We start from the raw sequence: 5,569 nt of genomic DNA, 5'->3' as shown, positions 1-5,569 counted from the left end.
TAAGATAAACACCTTGGTTGGTGTCCTCTATTTTCTCTTTTAATGATAAAGCCATAATCCTCATTCCAGCCAAGTGCGTTTTGATGGATTTAATATAGCAGCCATTTAGACGTCTAGATAGATTTATTTAGTGAAAATTTTTCAACTAACATGACTTTTATTCATACACAATTGTTCCCATTATTTATGAATGACACAGTTGTTTACATAATAAATTGCCTTGGGGCTCTTATATTTATTGGCTTTGGGGCATAATTAAAGAGTTAAATCTAACAACAAATTTGCTCAATTTAAAAAGGGACAACAATGAAATTTAAATTATTAGCAACTAGCTTAGCGGTATCGCTGGCGTTAACAGGTTGCGCCATGCAACAAAACCAAAGCACGCAAACAACAGCACAACAAGAACAAGTAAATAAAGCTGATGATCGTGTCTTTTCGCAAGATTATTTAATTGAAGAGCTAGAAAACGGCTTGCGTGTCATGGTTGTTAAAACCGATTACCCTGATGTGGTGTCGCTGCAAATTCCGGTATCGGTTGGGTCGCGTAACGAAGTTGAAGAGGGCAAAACAGGCTTTGCTCACTTTTTTGAACACATGATGTTTAAAGGCTCACAAAAATACCCTGAAGATGTGTACTCAGACATATTAAAAAATTCAGGTGTTGATAACCGCGCTTATACAACAAACGATTTTACAAACTACCATTTAAACTTTTCAAAGCAGCATCTTGATAAAGTACTTAAGCTTGAAGCTGATATTTTTCAAAACTTAACTTACACCGAAGAGCAATTTAGAACAGAAGCACAAACGGTAAAAGGTGAGTACTTAAAAAACAACGCGAGTCCAATTCGTAAATTATTAAGTGCTGTACGCGAAGAAGCCTTTGATAAGCACACGTATAAACACACCACTATGGGCTTTTTTAAAGACATAGAAGCCATGCCTGATCAAATGGCGTACGGGAAAGAATTTTTTGCTAAGTTTTATAAGCCTGAATATGTGTCACTTGTCATCGTGGGCGATGTAGACCCACAAGCAACAATGGCAATGGTTAAAAAGCATTGGGGAAGCTGGAAAAAAGGCAACTATGTTGCTGACATTACAGCAGAGCCTGTTCAACAAGCACCAAAATATTTGCACCAGCAAGATGAAGCACTACCAGGGCATTGGTTACTTGTATCGTATAAAGGTGCTGCGTGGGAGCCTGCTAAAAAGGACAGAGCGGCACTTGATTTAATTTCACAGCTTTATTTTTCAAATAATTCAGATCTATATCAAGAGCTAGTGGTCGACAAACAAATTGCCAGCCAAATGTTTACTTATAACCCTGAGACTAAAGATCCGGGTTTATTACACGTATTTGTTAAAGTAGAAAACGCAGACGATTTAGCCACTGCGCGCGATGCCATTAACCGCACTTATGCAAAAGCACGCACTGAGCTTGTTGATGAGCAAAAGCTAAGTGATTTAAAATCGAACCTTAAATACAGCTTTATTAATGGCTTAGACTCATCGCAAGCGATTGCATCAACTCTTGCCAGCTACATGCATTTTGAGCGCGATCCTGAGGTTATAAACCAGCTGTATAAATCGGCAGATAACATTACCAGCGCAGATATTAAAGCCGTTGCTAATAAATACTTTACCGATAACGCACGTACCACATTAACGATGTCGGCACTTGATAAAGCCCCAGGTTTTAAGCAAGAAGTTGATTTAAATACGCTTACTGCAAAGCTTGAACAAGCACCTGCGGCACCTGTATTTAAAGTGCTTGATAAAACGAATAGCTCGCCATTAATTGATGTTAACTTTTTATTCAATACTGGTGCGGCTGCCGACCCACAAGGTAAAAAAGGTGTTGCTGCGTTAACTGCGGCTATGCTTGCACAAGGTGGCTCAGAGGCGACGAGCTATAAAGATATTCAAAAAGCACTTTATCCGCTTGCGGGTAGCTTTGGCTACCAAATAGATAAAGAAATGCTGTCGTTTCAAGGGCGTATTCATAAAGATAATGCGGCGCAGTGGTATACACTTGTGAGCGATCAATTACTAAATCCAGGTTTTAGAGATGACGATTTTAAGCGCCTTAAAAAAGAAATGATCGACGGCATTAAGTCAGGCTTAAAAGCATCTAACGATGAAGAGCTAGGCAAAGAAGTGCTATACAGTGCGCTTTACAAAAATCACCCTTATGAAAGTTACAACTACGGTGATATTTCGGATTTAGAAGCGTTGACGCTGGATGATGTTAAAGCGTTTTATAACAGCGAGCTTACGCAATCAAAACTCACGGTTGGCTTAATTGGGGCTGTGCCTGTAAAACTTAAAGCTAAAATGATGAGCGATTTTGCAACGCTACCAAAAGGTGAGCAAAGCCGTTTAAGTATTCCTGATGCGCCAGTGCTTAAAGGTCATCATGCAACGATTGTAGAAAAATCGGCGCAATCGACAGCGGTATCGTTTGGTTTTCCTATTGATACAATACGAAGTAGCGAAGACTGGACAGCCCTTTGGCTTGTGCGTTCATACTTTGGTGAGCACCGTAGTTCTAACAGCTTTTTATATGAGCGCATTCGTGAAACTCGCGGCATGAACTACGGCGATTACGCGTACATTGAATACTTTCCACGTGGTATGTTTCAAACCAAGCCTGATGCAAACCTAGGGCGCTCTGAGCAAATTTTTCAAGTGTGGTTACGCCCACTTCGCTCTAATAACGATGCGCACTTTGCAACACGTACAGCCTTGTTTGAGCTAGATAAGCTAATTAAAAATGGTATGAGCGAAGACGGCTTTGAAGCAACGCGTAACTTTTTAATTAACTTTGTGCCGCAAATGGTGGCAAGTCAAAACCGCCAATTAGGTTACGCACTTGATAGCGAATTTTACAACACAGATAGCTTTGTAAGTTACGTCACTAATAAACTTAAAACGCTAAGCGTTGCTGATGTTAATCGCGTTATTAAAGAAAACTTACAAACAGACAATGTTCAATATGTGTTTATAACCGCAGACGGCGCTGATATGCAAAAACGTTTAGCGTCTGAGCAAACATCACCAATGGTTTACAACACTAATAAACCTGCTGAGTTGGTTGCTGAGGATAAAGTAATTGCTGATTACAAATTAGCCATTCCTGCAAAAAATATTGAAGTGATGAAAGTCGATATAGTCTTTCAATGAAGGTTTAAATAGTTATATAAGTTAAGATAATTAAAATGCCCCATATATTGGGGCATTTTTTATGGTGTTGGATATAGTATTGAACCAATTTTTACACCTAACCCAAAAAGTATCATTGCACTTATCATTACAACTAAAGTGATGTGGCCACGTAGCTCTTTCGACTTATATTTTGATATTGCTGTAGCTCTTTATTTCATAATAAAAAAAACAGTTATCATGCCTAATATGAAGCTGACTACTGATGACAATGCTAACACCGTGGTTATAGTGTGCTTGTTTAAAGTTGTTGCACCACCGAGAGGTGTTGTATCTTCATCAAGCTTAATTAATTTACCCTGGCGTACTTCTAAAACCGCGCATAAAGCCATTGTGGTTTCTTTTGATGCCGCGCCTTCTTTTTCTACCCGTTGGATTGTTCTCAAGCTTACATCGCAGGCATCGGCAAGTTGCTGTTGCGTCCAATTAAATTGCTGCCTAAGTTCTTTTATTGTTTTAGGATTAAGTTGCATTTTAAAGCTTCCCAATCAAGAATTCTAAAATTATAATTAGCAAGTAGCCACCAACTAGGCCTCCAAAAAAGCAGCCAAAAAGCACTTTTAACGAAGTTTTTGGGTTATTTAATAATGATGATTGTTCATAACTTTTTATAAATTGGCCATTTTTATAAAGTGAGCACTCTAACTTTCCAGTTAAAATATTACGCATTTCAAACATTACTTTAAAATCATTGTCACCAATATTAAATTGATGGCCACTGTGAATCCTTTGGTTACGCTTATTACTTATAAGTTCATCATTTACGTATACTTCTTCTTTCCCTGTAAAGTAGCTACCAAAACACGCTATTTGATCATCGCCATCTTGAAAGTAAAATTTGTAACCTAATTTTCTTGTATTTAATACATCGTTTTTCATCATCGTTATCCTTGTTGAGTTGATGATGCTAATTTAGCGTTTGTTTTTGTTATTTACGCCGTCAGCTATACGCCAGTATGTATTTTGGCATATGACAGGTGAGCTGTCATATGTTGTTAGCTTTTGATTTTTATTAATTTATTAATTTATTATATTTTAAGTATGTATTGGAAATTTTAGCAACTGTCGTATAACTTAATCTAAAAAGTGGGTATGTATTTAAAATATCATTTCTGGGTGCTAGGGCGTGTTGAACTCTGTGGATTGAAATTTGTTCAATCTAGGGTCGATTTAATCGCGGCGCGAGGTTTGTAACCTAGTGGGCTCGATAACTGCTCCTGCGTTATTCTACTGGCTTACATCCATATAAGAATAAGTAAAAACCGAGCAACAAAGAGTTAATCGTCCCTAGAAAGAACCCAAAGGGCAGCGCATGTTTGGTCTTTATGCTGCGTTATCGCCTATTTATGGGGAGTAACCACGCTACATAGGCTCTGCCTTGCCTAAAAACCAAATATACTGCTGCAAATCCAATCACCAAAGATCAACACGCCCTAGTTATATCTAATAACCAGAACAAATAACTAAGGGATTAACACCTTAGTGGCTAAATCCGTTAGACTTGGGAAAAGGCTATTTTATATCAACTTAAGGCAGTGCAGTATTATGCGTCATGCAATTTGGCAACAGCTTCGCGATGAAGCTAACGATGTAGTAAAACGTGAACCATTATTAGCAAGTCATGTTTATTCATGTGTTTTGAATCATGATTGTTTAGGTTCGGCATTGAGCTTTATTGTTGCTAATAAGTTGGCTGATGCGGTTGTATCTGCATTCACTATCCGAGAGCTGTTCGACCAAGCATTTGTAAAATGTGACCGTATGCTCTCATTTGTTGCTGAGGACATTAAAGCGGTAAAAGACCGCGATCCTGCATCAGAAACCTATCTTACGGTTATATTAAATCTAAAAGGTTTTCATGCTATTCAGGCGCACCGTTTGGCTAATTGTTTGTGGCAACAAAATCGCAAAGAGTTAGCACGCTTTATTCAAAGCCGTAACTCTGAAGTGTTTGGGGTCGATATTCACCCAGCATGTAAAGTGGGTAAAGGCATTATGTTTGACCATGCAACCGGTATTGTTATTGGTGAAACCGCGGTAATTGAAGATAACGTATCAATTTTGCAATCTGTAACGCTTGGCGGTACAGGCAATGAGCAGGGCGATCGTCATCCTAAAATTAGAGCGGGCGTATTAATTGGCGCGGGTGCTAAAGTACTGGGTAATATTGAAGTAGGTGAGGGCGCACGAATTGGCGCGGGCTCAGTTGTACTTAGCAATGTTCCACCACACACAACCGCTGTTGGCGTACCCGCTAAAATTATTGGTCGACCGGATTGTGAGTGTCCGGCGCAAAGTATGAACCAAAACTTTTTAGCAAATCCTGAGCCTGAAAACGAAT

General features: G+C 38.9%; 4 protein-coding genes. 2 read left to right on the top strand and 2 right to left on the bottom strand.

Annotated elements, in window-relative coordinates; genetic code table 11:
• Positions 1-306 precede the first annotated feature (306 nt).
• Positions 307-3,189: a M16 family metallopeptidase gene (locus ENH88_RS15165; RefSeq protein WP_304183430.1), complete on the top strand. Its 2,883-nt coding sequence runs from the start codon at positions 307-309 to the stop codon at positions 3,187-3,189.
• Between the two features lie 191 nt (positions 3,190-3,380).
• On the opposite strand, the gene ENH88_RS15160 is transcribed toward ENH88_RS15165, so the two are convergent.
• Both ENH88_RS15160 and ENH88_RS15155 read right to left on the bottom strand, forming a co-directional pair.
• Entirely contained in the window at positions 3,381-3,701 is a 321-nt protein-coding gene (locus ENH88_RS15160) for a helix-turn-helix domain-containing protein (protein WP_024598636.1), read from the bottom strand.
• A 1-nt stretch (position 3,702) separates the two neighbouring features.
• On the bottom strand, positions 3,703-4,107 hold the full coding sequence (locus ENH88_RS15155; RefSeq protein WP_304183431.1) for a hypothetical protein: 405 nt from the start codon (positions 4,105-4,107) through the stop codon (positions 3,703-3,705).
• A gap of 666 nt (positions 4,108-4,773) precedes the next feature.
• On the opposite strand from ENH88_RS15155, the gene cysE reads away from it, so the two are divergent.
• A partial coding sequence (gene cysE, locus ENH88_RS15150) for a serine O-acetyltransferase (RefSeq protein WP_304183428.1) occupies positions 4,774-5,569 on the top strand: 796 nt, incomplete at its 3' end.

The sequence above is a fragment of the Pseudoalteromonas prydzensis genome (genome assembly GCF_011050055.1).
Lineage (GTDB): Bacteria > Pseudomonadota > Gammaproteobacteria > Enterobacterales > Alteromonadaceae > Pseudoalteromonas > Pseudoalteromonas prydzensis_A.
This window is presented reverse-complemented; position numbering and strand designations above follow the sequence as displayed.